The organism is Siminovitchia acidinfaciens (genome assembly GCF_003605385.1).
In the GTDB taxonomy this organism is placed as follows: domain Bacteria; phylum Bacillota; class Bacilli; order Bacillales; family Bacillaceae_C; genus Siminovitchia; species Siminovitchia acidinfaciens.
The window spans coordinates 229,219-255,090 of record NZ_QYTV02000005.1; the positions used below are offsets into that span (position 1 = coordinate 229,219).

At 42.5% G+C, this 25,872-nt stretch carries 23 protein-coding genes and 1 pseudogene; 3 read left to right on the forward strand and 21 right to left on the reverse strand.

Translation table 11 applies throughout. The features are described from left to right. Positions 1–102: 102 nt before the first annotated feature. Complete coding sequence (locus D4T97_RS13240) at positions 103–837, reverse strand: metal ABC transporter ATP-binding protein (protein WP_126051220.1); 735 nt, start codon at positions 835–837, stop codon at positions 103–105. Positions 838–988: 151 nt separating this feature from the next. Here D4T97_RS13240 and D4T97_RS13245 point away from each other — a divergent pair, with 151 nt between their 5' ends. Beyond that, positions 989–1,243 (forward strand): DUF2624 domain-containing protein, encoded by a 255-nt coding sequence (locus D4T97_RS13245; RefSeq protein ID WP_126051221.1) that lies wholly within the window; start codon positions 989–991, stop codon positions 1,241–1,243. A gap of 54 nt (positions 1,244–1,297) precedes the next feature. Here the strand turns inward: D4T97_RS13245 and D4T97_RS13250 are convergent, their stop codons facing one another. Together D4T97_RS13250 and D4T97_RS13255 are read right to left on the reverse strand one after the other, a co-directional pair. Continuing rightward, on the reverse strand, positions 1,298–2,200 hold the full coding sequence (locus D4T97_RS13250; RefSeq protein WP_126051222.1) for a deoxyribonuclease IV: 903 nt from the start codon (positions 2,198–2,200) through the stop codon (positions 1,298–1,300). A gap of 32 nt (positions 2,201–2,232) precedes the next feature. Then, on the reverse strand, positions 2,233–3,546 hold the full coding sequence (locus tag D4T97_RS13255; RefSeq protein WP_126051223.1) for a DEAD/DEAH box helicase: 1,314 nt from the start codon (positions 3,544–3,546) through the stop codon (positions 2,233–2,235). A 552-nt stretch (positions 3,547–4,098) separates the two neighbouring features. On the opposite strand from D4T97_RS13255, the gene vrrA reads away from it, so the two are divergent. Together vrrA and D4T97_RS13265 are read left to right on the forward strand one after the other, a co-directional pair. Then, the gene (vrrA, locus tag D4T97_RS13260; protein ID WP_126051224.1) at positions 4,099–4,611 is read left to right on the forward strand and encodes a VrrA/YqfQ family protein; all 513 of its coding nucleotides are present in this window, start codon (positions 4,099–4,101) and stop codon (positions 4,609–4,611) included. 119 nt (positions 4,612–4,730) lie between these two features. Next, positions 4,731–5,687 (forward strand): 4-hydroxy-3-methylbut-2-enyl diphosphate reductase, encoded by a 957-nt coding sequence (locus D4T97_RS13265; protein ID WP_126051225.1) that lies wholly within the window; start codon positions 4,731–4,733, stop codon positions 5,685–5,687. 483 nt (positions 5,688–6,170) lie between these two features. Here the strand turns inward: D4T97_RS13265 and D4T97_RS13270 are convergent, their stop codons facing one another. The 18 genes and pseudogenes from D4T97_RS13270 to D4T97_RS13355 all read right to left on the reverse strand — a co-directional run bounded on the left by D4T97_RS13270 (position 6,171) and on the right by D4T97_RS13355 (position 25,829). Beyond that, positions 6,171–7,289 (reverse strand): Nif3-like dinuclear metal center hexameric protein, encoded by a 1,119-nt coding sequence (locus D4T97_RS13270; RefSeq protein ID WP_126051226.1) that lies wholly within the window; start codon positions 7,287–7,289, stop codon positions 6,171–6,173. Beyond that, positions 7,289–7,987, reverse strand: a complete 699-nt coding sequence (locus D4T97_RS13275; protein ID WP_126051227.1) for a tRNA (adenine(22)-N(1))-methyltransferase — start codon at positions 7,985–7,987, stop codon at positions 7,289–7,291. The genes D4T97_RS13270 and D4T97_RS13275 overlap by 1 nt, the downstream gene beginning before the upstream one ends. 213 nt (positions 7,988–8,200) lie before the next feature. Continuing rightward, a complete protein-coding gene (gene cccA, locus D4T97_RS13280; protein WP_126051228.1) occupies positions 8,201–8,554 on the reverse strand; it encodes a cytochrome c550 in 354 nt (117 codons plus the stop codon). Positions 8,555–8,700: 146 nt separating this feature from the next. Then, on the reverse strand, positions 8,701–9,843 hold the full coding sequence (locus D4T97_RS13285; protein WP_126051229.1) for an acyl-CoA dehydrogenase family protein: 1,143 nt from the start codon (positions 9,841–9,843) through the stop codon (positions 8,701–8,703). Positions 9,844–10,596: 753 nt separating this feature from the next. Continuing rightward, positions 10,597–11,730 carry an RNA polymerase sigma factor RpoD gene (rpoD, locus tag D4T97_RS13290; RefSeq protein ID WP_126051230.1) on the reverse strand — a complete coding sequence of 378 codons (1,134 nt, stop codon included), beginning with the start codon at positions 11,728–11,730 and terminating at the stop codon, positions 10,597–10,599. 33 nt (positions 11,731–11,763) lie between these two features. After that, positions 11,764–13,587, reverse strand: coding sequence for a DNA primase (gene dnaG, locus D4T97_RS13295; RefSeq protein WP_126051231.1), 1,824 nt, complete (start codon positions 13,585–13,587; stop codon positions 11,764–11,766). A 32-nt stretch (positions 13,588–13,619) separates the two neighbouring features. Beyond that, the gene (locus D4T97_RS13300; protein ID WP_268920440.1) at positions 13,620–14,099 is read right to left on the reverse strand and encodes a YaiI/YqxD family protein; all 480 of its coding nucleotides are present in this window, start codon (positions 14,097–14,099) and stop codon (positions 13,620–13,622) included. A gap of 222 nt (positions 14,100–14,321) precedes the next feature. Further along, a complete protein-coding gene (locus D4T97_RS13305) occupies positions 14,322–15,128 on the reverse strand; it encodes a pyruvate, water dikinase regulatory protein (protein WP_206435570.1) in 807 nt (268 codons plus the stop codon). A 24-nt stretch (positions 15,129–15,152) separates the two neighbouring features. Beyond that, positions 15,153–15,791 carry a helix-turn-helix transcriptional regulator gene (locus D4T97_RS13310; protein WP_126051234.1) on the reverse strand — a complete coding sequence of 213 codons (639 nt, stop codon included), beginning with the start codon at positions 15,789–15,791 and terminating at the stop codon, positions 15,153–15,155. Positions 15,792–16,135: 344 nt separating this feature from the next. Then, positions 16,136–18,202 (reverse strand): glycine--tRNA ligase subunit beta, encoded by a 2,067-nt coding sequence (glyS, locus tag D4T97_RS13315; protein ID WP_126051235.1) that lies wholly within the window; start codon positions 18,200–18,202, stop codon positions 16,136–16,138. Then, on the reverse strand, positions 18,195–19,088 hold the full coding sequence (gene glyQ / locus D4T97_RS13320) for a glycine--tRNA ligase subunit alpha (protein WP_126051236.1): 894 nt from the start codon (positions 19,086–19,088) through the stop codon (positions 18,195–18,197). Before glyQ ends, glyS begins: the two co-directional genes overlap by 8 nt. 444 nt (positions 19,089–19,532) lie before the next feature. After that, the gene (recO, locus tag D4T97_RS13325; protein ID WP_126051237.1) at positions 19,533–20,285 is read right to left on the reverse strand and encodes a DNA repair protein RecO; all 753 of its coding nucleotides are present in this window, start codon (positions 20,283–20,285) and stop codon (positions 19,533–19,535) included. 63 nt (positions 20,286–20,348) lie between these two features. Continuing rightward, positions 20,349–20,495, reverse strand: a complete 147-nt coding sequence (locus D4T97_RS13330) for a YqzL family protein (protein WP_126051319.1) — start codon at positions 20,493–20,495, stop codon at positions 20,349–20,351. 102 nt (positions 20,496–20,597) lie between these two features. Further along, positions 20,598–21,521: a GTPase Era gene (era, locus tag D4T97_RS13335; RefSeq protein WP_126051238.1), complete on the reverse strand. Its 924-nt coding sequence runs from the start codon at positions 21,519–21,521 to the stop codon at positions 20,598–20,600. Next, positions 21,514–21,930: pseudogene (locus D4T97_RS13340) on the reverse strand (cytidine deaminase); the annotation flags it as partial. The gene era and the pseudogene D4T97_RS13340, both read right to left, overlap by 8 nt. A gap of 893 nt (positions 21,931–22,823) precedes the next feature. Further along, positions 22,824–23,213 carry a diacylglycerol kinase family protein gene (locus tag D4T97_RS13345; protein ID WP_126051240.1) on the reverse strand — a complete coding sequence of 130 codons (390 nt, stop codon included), beginning with the start codon at positions 23,211–23,213 and terminating at the stop codon, positions 22,824–22,826. Next, positions 23,197–23,670 (reverse strand): rRNA maturation RNase YbeY, encoded by a 474-nt coding sequence (gene ybeY, locus D4T97_RS13350; protein ID WP_126051241.1) that lies wholly within the window; start codon positions 23,668–23,670, stop codon positions 23,197–23,199. The genes D4T97_RS13345 and ybeY overlap by 17 nt, the downstream gene beginning before the upstream one ends. A 2-nt stretch (positions 23,671–23,672) precedes the next feature. Continuing rightward, a complete protein-coding gene (locus D4T97_RS13355) occupies positions 23,673–25,829 on the reverse strand; it encodes an HD family phosphohydrolase (RefSeq protein WP_126051242.1) in 2,157 nt (718 codons plus the stop codon). Between the last annotated feature and the right edge of the window lie 43 nt (positions 25,830–25,872).

Here is a 25,872-nt window from a genome sequence, read left to right on the forward strand (position 1 = left end):
CACTTCCCATTGTCAGAACAAGCGGCGACAATCGGTTATTTCGCATTCCAAGGATTATACCCGCGGAAGCTTTAGATTACATAAGCCTTAACAAAAAACTCTTTACTTGACACTTTCCATGAGGGAAAATCTTTCACCTCTTACTCGCTTATATTCATCCACGTCCCCATAAAATTGCACCCGCTTGTTTAAGTAAGCCACATGGTCAGCCTCGCTTAAAAGTGTGTCTATATCGTGGGATACCATTAAAAGGGTGATCCCCAATTCTTCCTTCAAAGATTTCAGAATATGATAGAAGGATTGAACATTCCTGGCATCTACTCCTACCGTCGGTTCATCCAAAATAAGGATATCCGGGCGTGAAACAATGGCTCTTGCAATAAAAACGCGCTGTTGCTGCCCCCCAGAAAGTTCACCAATCTTCCGGTTCATAAAATCTTTCATGCCGACTTGTTCAATTGCCCGGATGACTTCCATTTTATGTTTTGGTCGCAGGAAGCGGAATAATCCGATTTTCCCTGTTAATCCGCTTGAGACCACTTCAAATACCGTTGCCGGAAAACCGGTATTAAATGAATTAGCTTTTTGTGAGACAAACCCTATTCGCTCCCAATGTTTAAATTTGGATAGTCTTTCACCGAATAAGTAAATTTCCCCTTCATCCGGACGCAGCAATCCTAGTATCAACTTGAGAAGTGTCGATTTCCCGGACCCATTTGGACCGACTATACCTAAAAATGATCCTTTGGTAACTGATAAATTGATATGATCCAAGACGATATCGCGGCCATACTGGAAGCTCACATCTTTTACATCTATGACTTTGTTTTCAATCATGGCTTAACCATTCCTTTTCCAATAGGAATCATTCCTATTTACAAATAAAAAGTATACAGGAATTCTACCTTATTGTAAATAATCAGAGCCCATTTTTCATGTCACAGCTGACAGACCTTTAACATAAGTATTGGTAAAGGAGGTTTTTTTAATGAAGCTTATTAAAAACATGGTGAATTACAAACTGAATATGATAACGGCAGATGATTTAATGAAGTATGCCAGCGAATTTAACATCCAACTGACAGCAAGCCAGGCGGAAAAAATCGCAGTTTATTTGCGAGGAAAAAACTTTGACTTGTTTGATGACAACGTCCGTTCAAAAATCATCCGCGAAATTGCAAAAATAACTGGACCGAAAACAGCAAAAGAAATCAACCAGTTATTTATCCAACTGACAAAATGAAACCAGCAGGCATAAACAAAGAAAAAAAGCCCGCTAATGCAGGCTTGTACATTATTACACAGTCACTTCTCCCGTAATTTTTTCCAAAAGTCCTTCATCAAACTTGCGGCTTTTGATCATATCGATTTCATGTTTATACGGTGCTTTTTTATTTTTCTTATCGGCTCCTACATAAGGAGTTTCCAATATTTTTGGTGCTTCTGAAAGCTGCGGATGATGGATGATGTAATCTAGAGCATCGAAACCAATATGGCCGAAACCAATATTTTCATGACGGTCTTTCCTTGCTCCGCGCTCATTTTTGCTGTCATTCACATGTACGACCTTGATTCTGTCAATTCCTATAAGGCGGTCAAATTCATCTAATACTCCATCAAAGTCATTCACAATATCATAGCCTGCATCATGGGTGTGGCATGTATCGAAGCAAACCGTAAGCTTCTCGTTATGCGTCACGCCCTCAATGATTTTGGCCAGCTCTTCAAACGAACGACCGCATTCTGAACCTTTTCCAGCCATTGTTTCAAGGGCTATTTGCACTTCCTGGTCTGCTGTCAATACTTCATTGAGCCCCTCAATGATTTTTTCGATGCCTTTATCGGCACCCTCACCCACGTGTGCACCTGGGTGAAGAACAATTTGCTTGGCCCCTATTGCATTGGTCCTGTCTATTTCCGATTGAAGGAAATTTACGCCAAGTTCAAATGTAGCCGGATTTACAGTGTTACCTATATTTATGATGTAAGGGGCATGTACGATCAAATCATTAATGCCGTTTTCCTTCATGTGAAGTGTTCCGGCATCAATGTTTAACTCCTCAATCTTCTTTCTTCTCGTGTTTTGCGGTGCACCTGTATAAATCATCATGGCGTTTGCACCATAGGAAATTGCTTCCTCACTGGATCCAAGAAGCATTTTTTTTCCGCTCATTGATACATGAGAACCTATTTTTAACAATTCTTGTTCATCCTCCCGCTAGTTTCTCCCACTTACTTCTTTTTATTTCTTTGTAGCCGGCGTTCCCGTCTCTTTAATCTATCGAATTCCGCCGCCATCTTCTTTTTATATCCCGGTTTGACTTTTTTGGGTTTTCTTACATATATTTTGCTGCTGCCTTCTTTTTCTTTTAATTGCATCCTGTTCTTTCGGCGGTTTCGATCCGGGAGTTCAACCCATTCCTCTCCACGCAAATCCTGATGGGCAAATTGAATCCCCATTTTTTCCAGCCGAACAATCGCATCTTCATCAGACGGCTCATATATTGTATATGAAACACCTTGGTTACCCGCTCGCGCAGTCCTGCCCGAACGGTGAATATAAAAGTCCAAGTCCTTAGGAAGCTCGTAGTTGATGATGTGGCTCACTCCAGGAATATCAATTCCTCTTGCGGCCAGATCGGTCGCAATGATGTATTGAAACTCCAAGTCACGGACCTGCTTCATCATCCGCTTCCTTTCTCGCGGAGTCAGTCCTCCGTGGATTCTGCCAATCTTTAAACCGTGCCCGATCAATTGGTCGGCCACCTGATCTGCCATTTGCTTCGTATTAGTGAATACAATTGCCAAATAGGGATTGATGGACTGAAGCATTTGGCTTAATAGATCCGTTTTCTTCCTGCTGCCGATAGGAACTAGCACATGCTCAATCAGTTCAGCAGCCAGTTGGCTCGGTGTTGCGTGCTCAAAAACAGGGTTTTCCATATACTTTTTTAAGAAAGGCTTCAGCTTCTCCGGAATTGTTGCAGAAAAGACAAACATTTCAAGATTTTCCGGCATCCGTCCTGCAATTTGGTCCACATCTTGAATGAAGCCCATGTCAAACATCAGATCAGCCTCATCAATAACCAGAGCTTCAGTGTTATGGACGAATAACGCCTGCTCTCTGACAAGGTCGTGAATCCTGCCTGGTGTCCCAATCACAAGGTGCGGCTGCTGCTTCAGCTTTTCTATCGTTCGTTGCTTGTCAGTGCCTCCGGTATAATTACGGACCAGAATCTCTTCACCTTCATTGGATTCCGTAATTTTTAGGGCCTCTTGGTAAATTTGACTTGCCAGTTCCCTTGTAGGCGCAAAAATCACCGCTTGGACATGACGGCGCGCGGGATCAATTTTTTGAATGATAGGCAGCAAATACGCATGTGTCTTGCCTGACCCCGTTTGTGACTGGCCAATAGCACTCTGCCCTTTTAAAATCAGCGGAATCATTTTGCGCTGGATCAGTGTAGGCTGTCGAAATCCAAGCCTGCTTATTGCTTTATTAATGAATGGTTTCAATCGGTAATCTTCAAAACTGTAATCAGCCATTCGGCTCACTCCTTTATTGGAAAGCGGAAGGCGCCCGCCTATCGGCGACAAGCACAAGTCAAAGTTTGATGAGGGAGTTCCTCAGCCACCACAGCAAAGCAACTGATTTCAATCACTTCGTGAGAGACATCACCGAATTTGTATTATGCAGCTTTGCGAGGAGCTGAACAAGGCATCCCCCAAAATTTACTATGTTGCAGGAGCACATTCATCCTGAATAAACTTCTGCTTGACTTGTGATCTCGAGCCAATGGCGCCTGGCCGACTCAGGACGCAACATCCTCGAAAAAGCTGTCGCTTTTCCTTCGTGCGATGTAACGCTGCAGAAGCTTTCCTTATCTTGTCGTTTCGCTTGCACTAGTATTTCCTGTGTGTCGGTGGCACTAGGACCCCTTGTCCGTCGGAGCTAGACATAGGCGTTCCCCTGCTAAGCTCTTATTATAAATGATTCATAATCCAACTACAACATTGTGACTATGGTCGCCTATCGGTTAACGAGCCGTTTATTACAATTGTGCATACTTTTTCAAAACAACGGAAGGAGGGATTTACATGCAGCCAAGAAACTTCGGCGGAAGGCCGCCAATGGGAATGTTTGGTCCTCCCGGCCCCCAAAGGGGTGGAGGGATGTTCGGGCCACCCAGAATGCCGGGACCCCAGGGCATGGACAGAGGTGGGATATTATCACGTTTGTTTCAGCGCCAGGCCCCTTTACAGGCAGGAAGATCCGCTGCGGGAATGTTTTCTAGAGCTCCACAAGCAAGTGGAGGACTTTTACAAGGTTTGACGAATCCAGGAAATATCCAATCATTTTTAAACAACACTCAACATGTATTGAGAACCGCACAGCAAATAGGACCGATGGTCCAACAGTACGGACCGCTGGTAAGAAATCTTCCCGCCATGTGGAAACTGTATAAAGGCTTTAAAGATAGTCCGGAAGAAAAAACAAAAGAAAGCTCAAGCAAGCCAATAATAGAGTCCGGAGAATCCGAATACGAATCCTCTATTCAAGAGTCCAGTCCTGTCAAACGAGGGAAATCCGTACCAAAACTATATATATAAAACTTTAACAGCCGTGCCCAGCTTGGAACGGCTGTTGGCTTTTCCACGGTTGTTCTATATAATAGAGATAGAGTCATAATGTTTCAGGCAGATGCCTGGCTATAGTCAGGAGGATATAAATGCAAATCATTAAAATTTCACCTCGGGGATATTGCTATGGGGTGGTTGATGCTATGGTGATAGCACGAAACGCGGCTTTGGATAAGACACTGCCCCGCCCTATCTATATTCTGGGCATGATTGTTCACAATAAACATGTCACAGATGCTTTTGCCGAGGATGGAATCATCACACTTGACGGACCAAACAGAAAAGCAATCCTGGAGAAGGTAGATAAAGGAACAGTCATATTTACTGCTCATGGTGTTTCTCCGGAAGTTCGTGAGCTTGCAAAGAAAAAAGGGCTGACCACATTGGACGCTACATGCCCGGATGTGACAAAAACCCATGATCTGATCAGACAAAAAGAACAAGAAGGTTATGATGTCATTTATATAGGAAAAAAAGGGCATCCGGAACCGGAAGGTGCTGTAGGCGTCGCTCCTCATATCGTTCATCTTGTGGAAACTCTTGAGGATGCGGAAGAGCTAAATATCAACAATGAAAAAATCATTGTGACGAACCAGACGACTATGAGCCAATGGGATGTTGCTCATATTATGGAAAAGGTGCAGGAGAAATATCCTCATGCAGAAAAACATAAAGAGATTTGCCTTGCCACCCAGGTGCGGCAGGAAGCTGTTGCTGAGCAGGCCGGAGTAGCCGATGTTTTGATAGTTGTCGGGGATCCGATGAGCAACAACTCCAACCGTCTGGCCCAGGTCTCGCAAGAAATCGCCAATACAGAGGCGTACAGGGTCGGCGACGTATCCGAAATTGATATTGAGTGGTTAAAAGGAGCAGAAACCGTGGCAGTCACGGCGGGTGCATCAACACCAACACCGATTGTAAGAGAAGTCATCACTTTCCTCGAGCAATTCGACCCGCTCAACCCTTCTACTTGGGTTAGAGAGAATAAAGTTCCATCAAGCAAAATTTTACCAAAGGTAAGAACGCCTAAGCTGAATGCTAAATAACACGAAAAGCTACAGCGCTCGTGTAGCGAGCGCTGTAGCTAGACAAAGATAAGTTATCCACAAAAACGGAATTTTATAATTTCCTTTACGAAAGACTGAAAGGCCAGGTACACCCGGTGAGGTGTCCTGGCCTTTTTGTAGTTGATGGAACTACGGGAACTCTTTTACGCCCCTAGTATGAATAACTTTGTTATCATAATATTACGTCTTTCTTCAGCCCTATCGACTAGCAGAATTCGCGCTTAAAGTGGCTGTGTTACCTTGTCGCAAAGTTGCACATTTAAAACAAAGAAGTTTTACATTATGTGTTGAAATGAGTAGCACTCTGTGTTTCCAAGGTGCTGCCTCCTCGGAAATCGTCATGTTTGCCCACAGCTTATCAAGGCGTTTCCGGATTTCGGCTGTCTAGCTGCAGCCAGCAGGGGCTTCCGCTTTTCCGTTCTGCCTGTACGTCGATGACCCAGGCGTTTGCGCTATTGTTTCTTAAACAAAAGTAAATGGATCTGTGTTCAGTTCCGAAGAATGAAAGCTTACATCATATCCAAGTTCATGAGCCCGCTGCTCAAGAAACTTGGCAACCCCTTTTTTCATCACTTTTTCTACATGATGACCGGGGTCTACAATGTTCAAACCAATATTCATGGCATCGTGCCCGGTATGATAATAAAAGTCGCCTGTAACGTAAACATCTGCACCTTTTCGTTTTGCGTGCTGATAATACTTGTTTCCGTCTCCTCCCAGCACTGCCACCTTTTTAACCCGATTAGAAAGATCACCTATTACGCGGACACCTTCAACATCAAATGACTTCTTGACATGCTCGGCAAACTCTTCAAGTGTCATTTCTTCATCCAGTTCCCCTATTCGTCCAAGTCCCAGTTCCTCTCCCTTAAGGCTTAGCGGATAAAGGTCATAAGCCGGCTCTTCATACGGATGGGCTTGGATCATTGCCGAAACCACCTTTTTCTCCAATGACTCTGGATAGATCGTTTCAACTTTTATCTCTGATACTTTTTCTATTTTCCCTTTTTCACCAATAAAAGGATTCGCCCCGCTGCCGGGTAAAAATCTGCCTGTACCATTTGTCGAAAACGAACAATGGCTATATTCTCCGATGAATCCTGCTCCGGCATCTCCAACCGCAGCTATTACCTGATCAGCTTGCTCCATGGGAACAAACACGGCCAGCTTTTTAAGCTTTTCTTCATATGTAGGTACGAGTACAGAGGTGTTTTTCAATTGTAATGCCTCTGCAAGCATATCATTAACTCCGCCTTTGGCTACATCCAGGTTTGTATGGGCTGCGTAGACGGCAATATCATGCTTTATCAGCTTTTCTATCAACCTTCCCCCTGGTTCATCCAAAGCTATCTTTTTTAACGGACGGAAAATGAGTGGATGATGGGCAATGATTAACTCCGCTCCTTTTTCAATGGCTTCGTCCACGACATTTTCAAGAACATCAAGGGCGACCATGACCTTGGACACTTTTTTATTGAGAGTCCCAACCAAAAGGCCAATCGGATCTCCTTCCATTGCATATTTTTTCGGGGCAAACTGCTCAAACATTTCTATCACTTGAAAGCCGTTCACTTTTTTCACTAGTTCAACGCCTCCTCAACTAAGGAAATTTTCTGCAATAATTCCTGTCTCTTTCCCTCCGTCTCTGGACGGGTCTGTGCTCGTTCCAAATTGTCTAAAATATTATGCCATGCTTTTAGCTCCGAAGACCATTTATTGTAAAAAGCTTCGTTCTTTCTTTTCAACAAGAATGGACCCATTAGTAATTCACTTTGATTATACGGCTCAACGGGTGTACCTCGCTCAGCGATAAGCACCTCATAAATCTTACGGTCTTCTTCAAGGATTTGTTCCTCCACCAATTTCCAATCATTTTCCAGTAACCAGCGCCGGACATGTTCAGCTCCTATGTTGGGCTGTAGAACAAGCCTTGAAACACCTGGAAGCTTACTTTTACCCTCCTGCAGAATATGTGTAATCAACGGACCACCCATCCCTGCAATGATGATGCAATCCACTTCCCCGGGCTCTATTACTTCAAGTCCATCGCCTTTTCGTACATCAATCAGATGCTCCAAACCAACTTTTTCAACCTGCTCTTTTGCAGATTGAAAAGGACCATCTGCTATTTCTCCTGCAACGGCAAAAGTGGCCTTCCCCTGTTTGACAGCATAAGAAGGAAGATATGCATGATCAGAGCCTATATCTGCAATTGACATTCCTGGAATTATGTAGGAGGCTGCGCAATGGAGCCGTTTTGATAATTGATTTTCATTCATAGTTATTCCGGCACCTCTTTATAAGAAAAGCGTAAGCGCCTGGCTTTGCTCAGACAAGCACAAGACGATTCCCGAGGAGTCAGTACCTCAATCATGGCAGGGAAGCGGCTTGAGATAAATGCTGATGCTGGACAATGCAAATACGCTTCTTAACTAATTTTCATTTTAAAAAAAGTTCTTTGCCTTTTAGCAAAGAACTTTTTTCAAGTGTGTTTATTTCAGATTCGCAATCCATTCCGCCATTTCATCAATGTTATCCGCTGGAACGAGACCGCCTGGCATTCCGCCTTGTCCGTTGGCAAGAATGTCTGCTATTTCATCTTTGGAAAGTCCTGTTCCGTGAAGGCTAGGAATTGAACCTTGTCCTTCCAAGTTTTCACCATGACAGCTAATACAAGAAGTATTGGCATATTGTTCCGGATCAAATTCCTCGACTTGTTCCGCTCCGCCTTCTTTTTCTTTCGCGATTTCTTTTGCATCACCAATTCCTTTTATTCCAAGGAAAAAAACGAGTACGAGACCCAGAACCATAATCAAATAATATGGAACTAACGGATTACGTTTCATGACTTACCCTCCTTATGTAATGAACAGTTGATAAATATAAATTATGCAAACATCTACATTCTACTCGAAAATGAGCGGAAGGGAAAGTCTTTCTATCGATGTTTCAACTTTTTTCGATATTTGGACAAATAAAGCGAGCTTTTTACCTAATAACAACCGACTTCTCTTGCTATTACCATGCGCTGGACTTCAGACGTGCCTTCACCTATTTCGAGTAATTTTGCATCTCTCATCATACGCTCCACTTCGAATTCACGCATATAGCCATATCCGCCGTGCAGTTGGACGGCTTCATCTGAAATTTCCATGCATACTTTGGAAGCAAACAATTTACACATTGAAGCTTCTTTAGCAAAAGGTCTTCCTTGGTCCTTTAACCAGGCAGCTTTGTACACCATATTTCGTGCAACTTCAATCTTCATTGCCATATCGGCTATTTTAAACTGTGTAGCCTGGAATTGAGATAGCGTTTTTCCAAACTGCTTCCGTTCCTTTACATACTGGAGCGCCTTATCATACGCTCCTTGGGCTACACCAACAGCCATGGCCCCAATCCCAATCCTGCCTCCATCGAGCGTTTGAAGAAACTGTTTAAATCCTTCCCCTTCTTTTCCCAGTAACTGGTCTTTATTCACCATTACATTTTCCAAAATAAGTTCAGTTGTATCAGATGCATGCAATCCCATTTTCTCATATTGGCTGAGAATAGTGAAACCTTTCGCATCTGTCGGGACAATAATTGCGCTGATTTCCTTTTCCCCATTCTTTTTTCCTGTAATAGCGGTTAACGCGAGATATTTGGCATATGAGGCATTTGTAATAAAACATTTAGTTCCATTAATTACATACTGATCTCCTTCCAGAGCTGCCGTTGTCTGCGTCCCTCCTGCATCGGAACCTGCATTCGGTTCTGTCAACCCAAATGAACCTAATGATTCGCCCAAACAGATGGGGACCAGGTATTTTTTCTTTTGCTCCTCTGTCCCAAACATATATATAGGAGCGCCTCCAAGCGATATATGGGCAGAGTAGGTGATGCCGGTTGAGGCACATGCCCTGCTTAATTCCTCCGTGACAATGGCAAAGCTGATAGTATCCGCCCCTGCTCCTCCGTACTCTTCCGGGAAAGGCAGTCCCATCATCCCCAAATCGCTCAGTTTCTTAATGATTTCTTTCGGAAACTTCTTGTGTCTGTCCCGGTCAACCGCCCCAGGTGCCACTTCTTCACGGGCAAAATCCCGGATTGTCCGCCTAATCATGCTTTGCTCAGAAGTTAAGTCGAAATTCATTTTACTCTCCTCCCGCCCTTTGTATCCGCTTTCAATATATATTATAATCTTTATATGATTGTTTTCTCAACACTTGCGATAATAACTTCTCAAGTATTTTTTTGACATAATATTTCACATATGTTAAACAAGTATTAACCAAAAAATAAAGCTAGACCAAAATAACAATAAACGCTTCTTTTATTTCTATCGACAAAAGAGATCAAAATCCGGATTTGCAAAAGCTTTATGGATTAAGTAAAATAAGTTCAAATTAAAAATTGCTGAGGCTTAACGACAAGCACATTCATGGTGAAGTTCCGCAGCCGCCACAACAGATCAGTTAACTTTATTACTCCATGCAGTAATGTGCGAGAGGAACATTGCGTCTCAGCGAATGTTGTGCCCAGGAATTTTTGTATCCGCTTCCGCAGAACTTTGACCTTGAAACGATGGAGTCCGGGTGAACAAGCCAAATCGTATTAATTTTTCTATAAATAACTACAACGGACGGGAATTCTATTGCTGGCGAAGCGAAAGGGCATTCTGCGAGACGAAGCCGTAAGGCATGGCCGGACTTTGAATAACATTTTTAGCATTCAACCTCATGCGGCTTCTCAAGAGGGTGAGCAGTAGCATTCTTGTAGGAGGGCGTTACCTTTCAGGGATTATTCTTGTGTGAATTGCAGGCTCGCAACCTATTGAATAGTAAAATTTTGAGGGCATTTAAAAAATAAAAAAGCCCCCTTGATACAGGAGGCTGCTATCTTTATTTTATTCCAGAAAATCTTTTAGTCGTTTGCTTCTGCTTGGGTGTCGAAGCTTTCTAAGTGCTTTCGCTTCGATTTGTCTGATACGTTCGCGCGTCACACCGAATACCTTGCCAACTTCCTCCAAGGTTCGGGTACGCCCATCATCGAGTCCAAAACGGAGACGAAGTACATTCTCTTCTCTGTCAGTCAATGTATCGAGGACATCCTCGAGCTGTTCTTTCAACAATTCGTAAGCGGCATGGTCGGATGGGGAAGTGGCTTCCTGATCTTCGATAAAGTCACCAAGATGAGAGTCATCCTCTTCGCCAATAGGCGTTTCCAGAGAAACTGGCTCCTGAGCGATTTTTAATATTTCCCTGACTTTATCCGGCGTCAAATCCATCTCTTCAGCAATTTCCTCCGGAGAAGGTTCGCGGCCGAGATCCTGGAGCAATTGACGCTGTACTCTAATGAGTTTATTAATTGTCTCTACCATATGGACCGGAATACGAATCGTTCTTGCCTGGTCTGCAATGGCTCGTGTAATTGCCTGCCTTATCCACCATGTGGCATAGGTACTGAATTTAAAACCTTTTCTATGGTCAAACTTTTCAACTGCTTTAATAAGACCCATATTACCTTCCTGGATCAAATCAAGGAACAACATGCCTCGGCCGACATATCGTTTGGCAATACTGACTACTAGGCGAAGGTTGGCCTCAGCGAGCCTTTTTTTGGCTTCTTCATCCCCTTGTTCAATACGTTCAGCAAGCTCAACTTCCTCTTCTGCCGATAAAAGATCCACTCTGCCGATTTCCTTCAAATACATTCGGACAGGGTCATTGATTTTCACTCCGGGAGGAACGCTTAAATCATTTAAATCAAATTCTTCCTCATCTTCTTTTTGAATCTCAGTTGCGTCCGGATCTGCCTCTTCTTCGTCGCTGTCTTCTTCAAGCACCTCGACACCATGATGGCTTAACATTTCGTAAAACTCATCCATTTGATCTGAGTCCAAATCGAAATGGGCGAGATTGCTCGCAATTCGTTCATATGTTAAAGTCCCTCGTTTCTTTCCTTGTTCAAGCAATTGATCCTTTGCCTGTTCGAGGGTAAGTTCATTTTCTGATACGTTGGAACGTGCTTTTTCAGCCATACGTCCCCCTCCTTCCAAACATTTGCGCACCCGTTACATACTGCTTAATGAGTTGCGGAGATAAATGATTTCCTGCGCTATTTTCAATGCCTTTTCGACATTGTTGCTTCGCTCCGCCTCTCTTTGCTCCGATTGTTTTTCTTTTATCATTAACATCTTTGCATGTTTCAACACGTAATTAACACAATCTTTTAATTCCTGCTCGCTTTCTTCACTGTCAATTACCATCATTTCTATTTCCGTGACTATAGCCCTAAGTTTTTTGTCCGGAAGATAATCCAAGAAAAGCAATGGGTCCGGTTGATTGCCTTCCGCATAATAGCCGAATAGATAAGTGATGATTGCCTGATGCTCGTCAAAGAAAAAAGAATGATTTTCAAGCATAGCCATTATTCGATAGGCAGTTTCCTCATCCCGAAGCATTCTGGCTAAAAGAAGCCTCTCTGCTGTGAGATGTGCCATTGGTACTCCCTGTTTCTTCTGGCGATGTACCTGATAAAAGTCATCGGTTTGTTTCCGATGTTTCCGTTGCTTTTGCTCTTCTGCTTGAACAAGCTGCTTTTGCTGATTCTCGAGTACTTCCAAGGAAAGAGAAAATTCATCAGCAATCTGGCGAATGTATAAGTCCCTTTCAATCGGATTGTTCAGCTTACTGAGCTCATTCATGACTTCTTCGATATACTTTAGCTTTTCTCCTTCATTTTGCAGATTTTTTCCGAACCTGTAATAATGAAGTTTAAAAGCTGTCCATGTTAAAGCATTCCCTATTACATCCGCACGAAATTTTTCCGCACCGTGTTTTCGGATATAGTCATCGGGATCCATGCCCTGTGGGAGCATGGAAGCTTTCACTTCCAACCCTTGATCGACCAGCAATGAGCCGGCACGGTTGGACGCCTCTATTCCCGCCTGGTCAGAATCAAAACAGATAATGATCGTGTCCGTCAGCCTTCTAAGCTGCTGTACATGCTGATTGGTCAACGAAGTCCCCATGACTGCAACGCCATTTTTTACATCTGCTTCATCAGCTGAAATGACATCGGCGAATCCTTCGAACAAAACCGCATACCCCTGTCTGCGGATCTCACTCCTAGCCCCGTGGTAATTGTATAAAAGAGAGCTTTTATTAAAAATGATTGTTTCCGGTGTATTTAAATATTTCGGAGAATCACTCTGTTCGATTGCGCGTGCCGAAAAGGCGATAATTCTTCCCTTTTCATCAAATAATGGAAACATGATCCTATTGCGGAAGCGATCGAAAAACCCACTGTCGTTTTCTCTTTTTATTATTAATCCTGCGCTTTCAAGCTCTTCTTCAGTAAAACCCCGCTTGCTCAAATATTTCACGGCCATATCCCATTCAGGCAAAGAATATCCAATTTTGAACTTTCTAATACCCTCGGTTGAAAATCCGCGGGAATGAAGATATTTCAGCGCATCGGAACCTTCTTTTGTATTCAACAATAAATGGTGGTATAGTTTACCCAAGAGCTCATGAGCATCGACCATCCTTTGATGCTCGGCAGGGTACCGGTCATCCTTTATTTCATTACTCTGCTCGATTTCAAATGGGATGCCGCCTTTATCAGCCACAATCGATGCTGCTTCTTGAAAGCTGATTCCTTCTACATCCATAAGAAAGTTGAATACATTTCCCCCTGTACCGCATCCAAAACAATGGAAAATTTGTTTTTCCGGTGCTACGGAGAAAGAAGGGGTGTTCTCACTGTGGAATGGGCATAATCCAAAATAGTTTCGACCCTGCTTTTTCAACTGTACATATTCGCTGATAATATCAACAATATCTACAGACTGCCTGAGTTTGCTAATCTTCTCATCCGAGATTCTTGCAGCCACCTTCTAAACATCCCCATTTATCTTGTTAAACTTCAATCTTCTGCATTTACCAATTTTCGACAAAAACTCTCGAAAACGGTTTTGAATCTATCGTGGTCTTCAGAAGTAAAGGCCTTTGGCCCTTTCCAAAAGACACCTCGTTTACGGTCTTTTGCCGCTAAATATCGAAAGCCAAGTGCCGCATCAATCGTTGCTTCCTTGTATTCCGTTCCCCTGGGAGAAAAGACATAAACGCCTTTCTGAAGAGCAAGACTTGCAAGTCCTGTATCTTGTGTAACCAGGACGTCTCCCCGTTTAATATGGTTAAAGATATAAAGGTCGCACGCTTCACTGTCAGGATCGACAAAAGTCCAATCATCACCTTTATTTATACTCGAAGGTTTATGATTATAAGAGGCAATAAAACATACCTTCATACCTAATACTTTGGCGATGCGAGAAATTTCATCCTTTACAGGGCAGGCATCCGCATCGACAAATATCACCTTTTTTTTACGGGCATAATTATTTATTCTGCATCCCTCCGCAGATTCCTTCTTATTTTTATTCCTTTTTTTAAAAATGGAGTTTTGAGCAAAATATAATCACAATAAATAGTGTATTCCTATACCCAGCTGTCTAACCCAATTATTTTTCATAAACACAATTTTTTATTATAGCGTATTTCACGGAGTTTGCCCAGAACAAAGGCTTGGAAATAACCATTCACGAAAAAGAGCGCTGCATAAGCGCGCTCAATTACTATTTAATTTAAAATTTATGATGATGTTCGCTGTTTCTTCAACGGCTTTATTCGTTACATCAATGATTTTGCAGCCTATTTTTTTAGCAATCCTGTCAAAGTAATCGATCTCACGGCGAATCCTTTCAATATTCGCATAGATGGCATTATCATCAAGACCAAGTGTCAGTAGTCTTTCTCTACGGATTTCATAAAGCTTCTCCGCACTGATTTTTAAGCCGATGCATTTGTCTGGATCGATTTTGAATAACTCCTCCGGGGGATCGACTTCAGGAACGACAGGAACATTTGCCACTTTGTATCTTTTATGAGCAAGATATTGTGATAGCGGTGTTTTTGATGTTCTTGACACCCCGATTAAAACTATGTCCGCTCTGAGCAGCCCTCTTGGATCTCGTCCATCATCATATTTTACTGCAAATTCAATCGCTTCAACTCTTTTAAAGTAATCAGCATCCAATTTGCGTACTAATCCTGGTTCATTAAGGGGCATTTTATCAAACACTTGCTCAAATGTTGACATCAGCGGCCCAAGAACATCGACTGCATGTATGTTGGATTTCTTTGCTTTTTCAACCAGGTACTCTCTAATATCCGGCTTTACCAGCGTAAAGATAATAATCCCATTATTCATCTTTGCCAATGAAACAACTTCATCGATATTTTCTCGTTCTTCTACGTAAGGTATGCGTTTAATTATTACTTTCGGTTGGAAAAACTGGCTCATTGCCGCCTTTGTTACAAGTTCGGCAGTCTCTCCCACGGAGTCTGATACTACATATATCACCGGTTCTGTCATGATTTATCATCTCCCGTCATTCAACTAACCTTCTTGTTCGGCAAGCGCCACAAACGCTTTTGTTATATTCGTTTTCGTAAGCCTGCCGATTACTTCGTATCCAGAATTCGTCTTTTTTACTACGGGAACTGCATCAATCTGAGTATCAATCAACTTTTTTGCTACATCAATCAACAAATCATCTTTTTCGCACATCGTAATATTGGGCATCCTAGTCATTATTATGTTAACCGGCAGGGTGGACAACTCTTGCTGCCCCAGACTCGCCCTCAACAAGTCCTTTCGGGAAAGTACCCCCGCTAGATGATGTTCATCGTCCGTTACAAAAACCGTTCCAACATCTTCGAGGAAAATTGTAACAATTGCATCATAAACAGAAACATTTTCACTGATGACTACAGGGATAGACTGATAGTCTTTGACAGTCAGTTTCTTCATGCTTTCTGCCAAAAGCTGTGTCCCTGTTTTGCCAGTATAAAAATAGCCGACCCTTGGCCGCGCGTCCAAATATCCAGCCATCGTTAAAATAGCCAGGTCGGGACGCAAAGTGGCGCGAGTCAAGTTCAGTCTTTCCGCAATGTGCTCACCTGTTATCGGACCGTTTTCCTTGACGATTTCCAATATTCGATCCTGTCTTTTGCTGAGTTCGATCGTGCTCACCACCTATGGACATGAAATGAGACATACTTATTAGAATTAGTATATACTATTTAGCACCCAAAGAGAATCTCTATCCATAAAAGGTACACAAATTTAGAGCCGTATGGAATTTGTCTTTGCCCGTACTTCATCATAGGGCTTGTATTTTTGCTTTTCAAACTGTGAAGACAGGATGTTCTTGATGTATGCGAAACGAGAAGACTTCTGCATAATCCTGCCGCGCCAAAGGACAGGGAATGCTTCAGCGGCGGTACATCGCACGAAGGAAAAGCGTAAGCTTTTTCGAGGATGTGGCGGTCTGAGGCGACCAGCGCTTGTCGCCCCTGAGCAGCCGTTTTCCGCTTTTCCTACTTCACTTGAACTTCATTCATCATTGCAAAGCTTCCAATCAAATCTGAGAGCTTTTTCATTTGAGCCAATCTGTTCTTTCGCACTGTATTGTCTTCAGCCATAACCATTGTGTGATCAAAATAGGCGTAGATTGCCGGAGATAAGTTTTTAAGTGCCGTAAAACGTGCTTCAGAGCTATTTTCGGATGTAAAAATAGCCAGCGCATTTTTATATTCCTCAAATAAAATTTCTTCTTCTTTGTTTTCAAAAGCGTCCGGTTTTACCTCACTGTCTTCTTCCGCTTTTTGGGCGATGTTCATTACACGCGCCAATGATTCCACTGTCTCTTTGAAATCACCTTCATCCTTATGTTCATTCAAGGTGCCGGCGCGGTCGATCATCTCGGGAACTCCGTGCAGCTTTCCGCCAATTACTGCTTCAATAATGTCATAGCGGATATTTTGCTCCTGAAGAAGGTGCTTGATCCGCAGCTTGAAAAACTGCTGTAGACTCTCCTTCAAATCCGCATTTTCAATCTTGACATCCTCTTTCGTAATTTCAATCACCCGATTGAGAAGGTCTTCCAAAGAGAAATTCCAATTCATGCCTTTTAAAATATTGACTACACCTGTTGCGTTCCTGCGTAATGCATATGGATCATGGGATCCGGTCGGTATTAATCCGATAGCGAAAGCCGTCACAATCGTATCCATTTTATCCGCGACTCCCACAAGGGCACCGATAAGGGACTCAGGAATTTCATCCTGTGCATGACGCGGCTGATAATGCTCATTGATTGCCCTTGCCACTTCGGCCTGTTCGCCTTTTTGTAGAGCATATTTTTCACCCATTATACCTTGCAGCTCCGGGAATTCATCCACCATATTTGTTACAAGGTCAAATTTGCTTATAGCAGCAGCCCTGTCAGCCATTTGTATTTGACCTTCCGACAGTTCCAGCAAAGTGCATAATTCTTTAGTGATTTTTTGAACCCTGTTGACCTTTTGTGACAGCGTTCCAATTTTTTCATGGTAGATGATTGATTCAAGTTTTTTTAAAGCCTCGGCAATCTCTAGCTTTTGATCTTCTTCATAGAAGAATTCCGCATCAGCCAATCTTGCCCGCAGTACTTTCTCATTTCCCTTTGCAACAATGTCAATACTGCTGTCCCCACCGTTCCTGACCGATACAAAGTATGGGAGCAGGCTTCCTTGCGCGTCTTTAACAGGAAAATATCGCTGATGTGTCTTCATCGAAGTGATAAGCACTTCCTCAGGTAGATTTAAAAACTTTTCATCAAAATTCCCGTAAAAAGCTGTCGGATATTCCACCAAGTTTGTTACCTCATCCAATAAATCATCTTCGGTCGGTATGACCCAGCCGTTTTCTTTTTCAAGATCAGCAATCTGCGAAGCAATGATCTGCTTTCTTTTCTCTGTATCGGCAACAACAAATTGATCTTTAAGAGCCTCTTCATAATGCTGAGGCAAATCGATTGTAACATCTTGTCCCAAGAAGCGGTGGCCCATCGTTACATTACCTGCAGATGCTCCCGCAACAGTGAAATGAATTACCTCATTGCCAAAAAGTGCGACAAGCCACCTGATAGGGCGAAGATAACGAAGTTGATGGCTTCCCCAGCGCATGCTGTTGGGAAAACTCATCCCTTCCACCAAAGTTTTGAGCTGTGGAAGTAAATCCACTGTTTTTTCTCCTTGAATAAATCGTTTGATATGGGCATATTCAATACCTTTGATTTCTTTGAAATAAATATCATCAGGTGTCATACCTTGTGATCGGCTGAAGCCCATTGCTGCTTTTGACCAATTTCCACTTTCATCGAGAGCGATTTTTTTAGCTGGGCCTTTTGCTTCTTCTTCCGTATCCAGTTGCGACTCCGCAACATTCTTAACGAGAACAGCCAATCTTCTCGGCGAGGAAAATGCAAAAAGATCACCATGACCGATTCCCTGTTCATCCAACCATTTTTGAATTTTTTCCTCAAACTGATTGATGGATCCCCGTATAAATCTGGCAGGCATTTCTTCCAAACCGATTTCAAGCAATAAATCGCGATTACTCATGGCTGGATCCCTCCTTTTCGTGCTGTAAAATCGGAAAACCGAGTTTTTCCCTTTCATCATAAAAAGTCTTCGCTACATGACGGGCCATATTTCTCATCCTTGAAATATAAGCAGTCCGTTCGGTGACTGAAATTGCTCCTTTGGCATCAAGAAGGTTGAAGACATGCGAGCATTTTAAAATATAATCATATGCAGGGTGAACAAGCCCCTCTTCCATCTGTCTTTTAGCTTCTTTTTCATACGTGTTGAACAAGGTGAATAACATATCTTGGTCAGATGTTTCAAAAGCGTATTTGGAATGCTCATATTCCGGTTGATAGAAAATATCCCTGATTGTAAAGCCGTCTGTCCACTCCAGATCAAATACATTGTCTTTTTCTTGAATGTATGAAGCGAGACGTTCAATTCCATATGTCAATTCTACGGATACTGGCTTGCACTCCAAACCGCCAACCTGTTGGAAGTATGTAAACTGAGTAATTTCCATACCATCCAGCCATACTTCCCATCCGAGTCCTGCACATCCAAGCGATGGGTTTTCCCAGTTATCTTCAACAAACCGGATATCGTGTTCTAATGGATCAATCCCCAGTTTTTTCAACGAATCCAAGTACATTTCCTGAATGTTTTCCGGCGAAGGCTTCATAATCACCTGGAATTGATGGTGCTGATAAAGCCTGTTCGGATTTTCTCCGTATCGGCCGTCCGCCGGCCGCCTTGAAGGCTCTACATAAGCAACATTCCAAGGTTCCGGACCAATTGCCCTTAGGAATGTATAAGGGCTCATCGTCCCAGCGCCTTTTTCCACATCATACGCCTGCATTAAAATGCAGCCGTAGTCGGACCAATGCTTTTGCAACGTTAAAATCATTTCCTGTATATTCATGCAAAACACCCTTTCCATTAGAAAAGCGTAAGCACTTTGTTCAGCGTGGGCAAACTAGACACCACCCGTTAGCCACCACAGGGAAGTAGCTGGGTCCCTTGCGGGTCTTGGCACTAGCACAATATGTGCGTCGCTGGACAAAGTAAATACTTTTTCTATCAACATTTAATGTTTTATTACTTTCTTTAAATAAAAAAACTCCCGTCCCTATGCTCATAAAAAGCATAGGGACGAGAGTTACCCGCGGTTCCACCCTATTTGCCGTATATTTCGGCCTCTTTGAAAATCCCGCTCGGGACTGCCTTCACTGCGATACCATACCCGGCTTGCACCTTCCCGGGTTCGCTGAAATGGGGTCACGCAACTACTACTTTCCGTCTTAGCAGGTATTATATTCACTAAGAATAAAAATAATGGAAACAGAGGCAGTTGTCAACCTTTTTGTCATAGTCTGTCCCTCAATGAATCCATTTGCTCCAAAAACCGCTTTGATTTTAGATAAAGTCCCGAATATTCATCATAGTACATATCAATTGCCTGCTTCAATTCTTTTTTCGTCTCGGGCTTAACCGATATAGTCCCCAAACGGCCCAAATCAAAATAATAAAATAACCGTAGAAGCTTAATTGCATTTTGGCTTAGAGGCAAAAAATGCGGATCCTTATCAAAACAACGGTGGCAAATGAGCCCGTTCTCCTTAATCGAAAAGCCGAAATTGCCTTCCGCGGCGCCGCAAACAGTGCAATTCCTCATTTCCGGATAAAGCCCCAACACCTGAAGCATTTTCATTTCAAATATGTGGGTAATGATTTCCGGATCATTATCCTCGCTTATATAATTGAGTGACTGATACAGCATTTCAAATAAATATGGGTTCGGTTCATTATCCTGGGTACTTCTGTCAACCATTTCCACAATGTACGTAGCATAGGCGGTCTTAAAAATATCCTCTTTCAAGCCCCTTAAAGGGGATATAATTTCACCCTGCTGAAGTGTACCAAGACCGCGTCCAGTTTGAATTAAAAAGTAACCGTATGTAAACAGCTGGGAAACTGCAGCAAGACGGCTGTTCGTTTTTTTTGCCCCCCTTGCCATGGCGGAAATTTTCCCCGCTTCCCTGCTGTATATGGCAGTTATTTTATGTGATTCACCATAATCCGTCGTTCTGATTACAATGCCTTCAATTTTTTCCAACATGTCATTAACCCCTTTTACAGTATCATACTGTAAAAGGGTGTTCAAAACAAAGTAAAGTTATGGTCAGGAAACAGGATAGTTGATCACATCAGCCTTGTCGGTAATCGGCAGAGTATTCATCATGTGTTCTTCTTTCTCCAGTTCCTTTAGAAGCAGGTAAATATCGATGTTTCCCGTCTTCTTAAAAACTTTCCAAGTAAACTCATACATTTGAATCCCGCCTTTCTTTGTGATGGTTGTATGAATATGTTTGTCCACGCGCCCCAGGACGATTCAACGTAAAATTTGTTAATCGAACCAATATATCATTTGTCAATAATTATCATCTGTAAAACCAAAGTCCCTCAAGTGAGTAGATCTGTTCCGCCAATCCTTTTGGACCTTTACCCATAACTCAAGAAAAACCTTTGAACCAAGAAGGTTCTCAATATCTTGCCGGGCACGCTGCCCGATTTCTTTCAGCATTTTCCCTTGTTTTCCTATGACGATCCCTTTTTGTGAATCACGCTCCACGATAATCGTTGCCATCACATGAATAAGATCCTTCTTGCCTTCTTGTTTCATTTGATCGATCACTACTGCGATTGAATGAGGCACTTCCTCCCTTGTCAGATGAAGTGCTTTTTCTCTGATCAGTTCGGATACAATGAATCTTTCCGGGTGATCAGTCACCTGATCTGCAGGATAATATTGAGGTCCCTCCGGCATATACTCTCTGATCTGCTCAAGCAGCCGGTCAACATTATTTCCTTCCAATGCGGAAATCGGAATGATTTCCTCGAACGGATACATATCTTTATATTGCTCAATGAGAGTGATTAACTGGTCCGGATGGATCTGATCAATCTTATTGATGACAAGAAACACCGGGGTTTTGATACTTTTCAGTTGTTCAATGATAAATTCATCGCCGCGTCCAAACCCTTCTTCAGCATTGATCATGAACAAGATAATATCCACTTCTTTGAATGTGTTGATTGCAAGCTTGATCATAAAGTCTCCAAGCTTGTGTTTCGGTTTATGGATTCCAGGGGTGTCAATGAATACCATTTGTGCTTCGTCAGTAGTCAACACGCCCTGTACTTTATTTCTAGTCGTTTGAGGTTTATCGCTCATGATCGCTATCTTTTGACCGATTACCCTATTTAAAAAAGTTGATTTACCTACATTTGGCCTGCCAATGATGGATATAAAGCCTGATTTGAATTCTTTTTCGTCTCTTATAGTATTATTCATTTAAATCCCCCGCTGAAAAAGCAAACGGCAACAATTCCCCAACTGTCAGCTCCTGCTTATTCCCTTTACTGTTAGTCAAAATTACTGGCATATCTTTTGGGCAATGCTCGGCAATTACTTGCCTGCACGCACCGCATGGTGGTACGGGCCGGTCTGTATCAGCTGTTACAGCAAGCATTGCAAAAGCTTTTGCGCCCTCTGAAAGCGCTTTAAATAGTGCAGTCCTTTCTGCACAATTCGTCAGCCCGTAGGAAGCATTCTCAATATTGCACCCGTGGTAAACGGTGCCGTCCTGTGAAAGAAGAGCTGCTCCAACTGGAAATTTGGAATATGGAACATACGCCATTTCCTTGGCTTTTTTCGCCTCATCAACTAGTTGTTCTGCTTTCATGTAATGATTCTCCTTGTGTCTTACTCTAAGTTTACTACATTTTGATAAAAAAAGTTATATTTTTTTGAAGAAATTTTTAGATAATTTCCTCAAATCAATCCTATGCTAAAGGATGTTTGAGATTATTTTATCTGAACGAGGTCTAAGTTTCAAATGATAACAAAGAGTTGTCGGCAAAAGCCAGTTACTGTTATGTGAAAAAATCATTTATAGCACGCAGTGGCAACGTAAACTTTGTCCCCTCTTATGATTACCATGCTTTAACCCGCCCCCTTCCTATACAGCTGTAACACTATGAATCCTCTCCGCCGTGCTAAAAAGCAGCACTATATGAAATCAAGCTGCCGCTAACTCCTACATTAAAGTTAATCTCTATTTTAGTTTCTATACAAACAGAGGTGAATTTGAAAAGGGATGTTTCTGGATAAAAGGTTTAAGAGCCCAAGTCGAAATATTCCTATCAATATGCTTAACCAAAGAACAAAAGCGCAAGCGCCTTGCTCAGCCCCGACAAGCACAAGACGATTCCCGAGGAGGCAGTTCTTCAGCCAAGCTGCTGAGTTCCACCACATCATGTGAAACTTCTCTGAAAGTGCTTCATGCGTCTTTGCGACGAGCTGAACAATGACTTCTTCGTATATGCTTTGGCGCAGGAGCACGCTCTTCCTTGCATGCTTGTGACCTTGAGGGGCTAGGCGCTGGCCGGCTTAAAGCGCCACGTCCTGTGGCGCAGGCGGCACTAGGACATCCTGTTCGTCGGCAGGCTCGGGCTGCGACGTCCTGTCGCTTCGCCTGCACTAGGACATCCTGTCCGTCGGAGCTGGACGTAGCACAAATAGATAATAATTTATCAACAAACTTATGCGGTTTATAATTTCCTATACAAATAAAAAACTGCCCTTAAGGCAGCTTTACTGGAACAACTCCAAAACTTTTGGCAAAAAAATAATTACACCAATCACAATGGTCATTATGGCAAAAACAAGGACAGCCCCTGCAGCCAGATCCTTTGCCTGCTTGGCCAGAGGCTTAATTTCTTCTGTGGCAAGGTCGACAGCCCTTTCAATAGCTGAATTCAGCAATTCAAGGGAGAACATGCCAAAGATACAAATCAATACAAACAGCCATTCCACCTTGTTCAATTGGAAAGCAAAACCGCACATACTCACAATTACAGCAGCAATCAAATGGATCTGAAAATTTTTCTCCGTTCTTGCTGCGTACCACACCCCTTGAATAGCATAGGTGAAAGACCCGATTACACGTCGGCGGGAAAATGGGGTTTTACCTTTCCAAGCCATAACTCTTCAATATATCCTCTTGTCTAGTAAACATTCGCTTTTCATCTTCTTCGGTCATATGGTCATATCCGAGTAGATGGAGGAAACCGTGTACTGTCAAAAAGCCTAGTTCACGAATATATGAGTGTCCGTACTCCTCAGCCTGCTTTAACGCCATATCAATGGAGATGACAATATCACCCAGCATTCGAGGAAGGTTTTCAGCTCCGGCTATTTCCGTTTCACCTTCCCCCATTTCCTCCATAGCAAAAGAAATAACATCTGTTGGAGAATCTTTCCCCCTGTAAGTTCTGTTTATTTCCTGAATAGCGTCATTGGAAACAAATGTGACGGAAAGTTCACTGTCCTTATCCACTGATTCCATCTCTGCCGCATGATTTAACAGCTTTTCCAATAAATTCATCTCTTCTTGTTTCACATCATCTGTCTCATCCATGAAGTCAATATTCAATCTCATTTTTAAATCACCTTCTGCTCCTTATTTCCCGGATATTCAATCCTTGAGTGAAAAATGCCGCTCAACGTTTCACAAAATGTTTGTTTAATGAGTTCCAATTGTTTGATAGTAATATCACATTCATTCAGCTGGCCATCAAGCAGCCGGTCTTTTACAATGGAATCAACGAGTGATTTGATGGTCTCTGGTGTAGGCTGGCTCAATGAACGGACTGCTGCTTCCACGCAATCTGCCAAACTGATGACTGCTGCTTCTCTTGATTGCGGTTTCGGTCCCGGATACCTGTATTCAGATTCCTCCACATCCTCACACATTTCCACCGCTTTATAATAAAAGAACTTCAAAAGCGTAGTTCCATGATGCTGTTCCGCAATATCCACTAATTCCTTCGGCATTTTATGCTTCCTTAATTCCTCAACACCATCGGTTACATGGGCGATGATAATATCCTTGCTTGTTGCAGGTGGAAGCTTATTATGCGGATTTTCCATGTTCATCTGGTTTTCAATGAAAAAGTGCGGCCTTTTCGTTTTTCCAAGGTCGTGATAATAGGCCCCGACTCTTGCAAGCAGGCCGTTGGCACCGATGGCCTCACATGCCGATTCGGCTAAGTTGGCAACCATGACACTATGGTGGTATGTACCTGGTGCCTCAATAAGGATTCTTTTTAACAACGGATGATTTGGACTGGACAATTCTATCAGTCGCATCGTTGATAAAATACCGAAACCGACTTCCAAAAAAGGAAGAATCCCCATTGTCAAAACTGCGGACAAGATACCGGAAACGACACCGAACACAATGAAGAATAAATACTCAATGTTGGAAATTTGACCGTTTCCAATAAACAACAGGAAAAAAATAAGTAAAACATTAACACAGGAAACTAATAGCCCTGCACGCAGTAAATTAAATCGTTCACTTCTGCCCGATAAGAAGATAACACCTGCTAGACCACTGAAAAGAATGTAAAGTGCAATTTCCACTTCTATTGTGCCCGAAATGCTATCATGGAAAACAATGCTTCCGCAAGCGGCTAAAATAATGGCCATAAGCAGAGCAAAGCGCTCATTTATCATGATTCGGATAATCATGGGTGCCATTGCTGCCGGGAAAAGATAGGCAAGATTGTACTGATCAAGTTCCTCCATCAGACTCATGATCTTCATAACAACAAGTGCTCCGACAAAGACAATTCCCAGAAGCAGCGCAAAGCTTTGCTTTTTTTCCTCAGACTCTTTCATTTTCGAAAAAGGTATATACAAGGCGCCAATGGAGAGCAGAACAAATATAGCCAGTCCTATAAATGGCTTGACTGTCGGCTTGCTTTTCAAAAGACCAAGCATATCAAGCTGTCTGTAAATATCCCTGTCAATAAGGTGTCCCTCTTGGACAATGATCTGACCTTGCAATATTTTAACGGGTTCCACTTCTCCCATTGCATGGTTTTTTCGTTCCTCAGTTAGCCTAGGATCATAGAGCTCATTTGGAATGATAGCATATTTTCCAAGCTCAATTGAAGCATTTTCCACAGTTTTCGCCAAACCTGCCGCTGTAATGCGATCAATTAAAACTGACCTTACCCTATTTACTTGATCCTCCCGAATTTTTCCATTCATGATTGCTTCGACATTATTAACAAGAATGCCCCTTGCTTTTTCAAGTTCGGATGGGTCCGCTTCCAGCAGTTGAATAAGCGTCTGATCGGAAATTGTTTCGGTGACATCCTCGGTAACATCTGCCGTCAACTTGGATTTCAACAATGAGAGCTTTGAAGAAATCGGCTGGATTTCCTCTTTGCCGTCTTCCTTATTATTTTTGTCCGCCTCTTCCTGATTCACTTCGTTGACAAAATCAAAAATGGATGTCAGCAGCAGTACCCTATTTTGAGCCATTTCCTTTTTATAGACATATACATTTTCGATTTCTTCTGCTGCTATATTTCTCTCTTCCGCTGTTTTTTCTTCATCTTCAATCGTTTTCGGAGAGCGAATTGTTTTATCTGCTACTGAAAACAGCTCCATATCATATGTTTCAGGCTTCACGTTGGAATAAAGGATGCCGAATAATAAGAGGCCCAATATTAAAAATACGAGCCCTGCAAACAACTTATAACTAAGAATCTTCCGTATATTTTTGATATACTCTTGAAAGTTCATTTCTCTCCTCCACCACCTTTTTACCGTAACAAAAGGATCCATA

What these genes read in the sequence shown, in the direction of transcription:
- cccA (WP_126051228.1), bottom strand. Translation starts at nt 8,554, where the DNA reads ATGAAACGTAATCCGTTAGTTCCATATTATTTGATTATGGTTCTGGGT.
- glyQ (WP_126051236.1), bottom strand. Translation starts at nt 19,088, where the DNA reads ATGAATATACAGGAAATGATTTTAACGTTGCAAAAGCATTGGTCCGAC.
- rpoD (WP_126051230.1), bottom strand. Translation starts at nt 11,730, where the DNA reads ATGGCTGAAAAAGCACGTTCCAACGTATCAGAAAATGAACTTACCCTC.
- D4T97_RS13240 (WP_126051220.1), bottom strand. Translation starts at nt 837, where the DNA reads ATGATTGAAAACAAAGTCATAGATGTAAAAGATGTGAGCTTCCAGTAT.
- D4T97_RS13265 (WP_126051225.1), top strand. Translation starts at nt 4,731, where the DNA reads ATGCAAATCATTAAAATTTCACCTCGGGGATATTGCTATGGGGTGGTT.
- D4T97_RS13285 (WP_126051229.1), bottom strand. Translation starts at nt 9,843, where the DNA reads ATGAATTTCGACTTAACTTCTGAGCAAAGCATGATTAGGCGGACAATC.
- D4T97_RS13355 (WP_126051242.1), bottom strand. Translation starts at nt 25,829, where the DNA reads ATGAACTTTCAAGAGTATATCAAAAATATACGGAAGATTCTTAGTTAT.
- D4T97_RS13255 (WP_126051223.1), bottom strand. Translation starts at nt 3,546, where the DNA reads ATGGCTGATTACAGTTTTGAAGATTACCGATTGAAACCATTCATTAAT.
- D4T97_RS13245 (WP_126051221.1), top strand. Translation starts at nt 989, where the DNA reads ATGAAGCTTATTAAAAACATGGTGAATTACAAACTGAATATGATAACG.
- D4T97_RS13275 (WP_126051227.1), bottom strand. Translation starts at nt 7,987, where the DNA reads ATGAATGAAAATCAATTATCAAAACGGCTCCATTGCGCAGCCTCCTAC.
- D4T97_RS13305 (WP_206435570.1), bottom strand. Translation starts at nt 15,128, where the DNA reads ATGACAGAACCGGTGATATATGTAGTATCAGACTCCGTGGGAGAGACT.
- era (WP_126051238.1), bottom strand. Translation starts at nt 21,521, where the DNA reads ATGAATAATACTATAAGAGACGAAAAAGAATTCAAATCAGGCTTTATA.
- ybeY (WP_126051241.1), bottom strand. Translation starts at nt 23,670, where the DNA reads ATGAGATTGAATATTGACTTCATGGATGAGACAGATGATGTGAAACAA.
- recO (WP_126051237.1), bottom strand. Translation starts at nt 20,285, where the DNA reads ATGTTGGAAAAAATTGAAGGCATTGTAATCAGAACGACGGATTATGGT.
- D4T97_RS13330 (WP_126051319.1), bottom strand. Translation starts at nt 20,495, where the DNA reads ATGTATGAGTTTACTTGGAAAGTTTTTAAGAAGACGGGAAACATCGAT.
- D4T97_RS13345 (WP_126051240.1), bottom strand. Translation starts at nt 23,213, where the DNA reads ATGGCTTGGAAAGGTAAAACCCCATTTTCCCGCCGACGTGTAATCGGG.
- glyS (WP_126051235.1), bottom strand. Translation starts at nt 18,202, where the DNA reads ATGAGTAATCGCGATTTATTGCTTGAAATCGGTTTGGAAGAAATGCCT.
- vrrA (WP_126051224.1), top strand. Translation starts at nt 4,099, where the DNA reads ATGCAGCCAAGAAACTTCGGCGGAAGGCCGCCAATGGGAATGTTTGGT.